The sequence below is a fragment of the Methylobacterium organophilum genome, assembly GCF_022179465.1.
Taxonomy (GTDB): domain Bacteria; phylum Pseudomonadota; class Alphaproteobacteria; order Rhizobiales; family Beijerinckiaceae; genus Methylobacterium; species Methylobacterium organophilum.
Map to the genome: position 1 here is coordinate 1 of NZ_BPQV01000047.1, position 264 is coordinate 264.

Genomic DNA, 264 nt, shown 5'->3' on the forward strand with positions numbered 1-264 from the left:
TTGAAGGCGCTCCGCCTCCAGGCCTTCCTCGCCCGGGCCGGGGTGGCGAGCCGCCGCAAGGCGGAGGACCTCATCCGCGAGGGGCGGGTGCGGGTGAACGGGAAGGTGGCGGTCCTCGGCCAGAAGGTGGGGCCCGAGGACCTCGTGGAGGTGGACGGGAAGCGGGTGGAGTTGCCCCAAAAGCGGCTGGTCCTCGCCCTCCACAAGCCCAAGGGGTACACCACCACCCGCCACGACCCCCACGCCCGGCGCACCGTCTTTGAC

At 72.3% G+C, this 264-nt stretch carries 1 protein-coding gene; it reads left to right on the forward strand.

Annotation, left to right across the window (positions count from 1 at the left end; genetic code table 11):
- On the forward strand, positions 1 to 264 hold a 264-nt coding region (locus MFF21_RS24160; protein ID WP_283206558.1), incomplete at both ends, for a S4 domain-containing protein.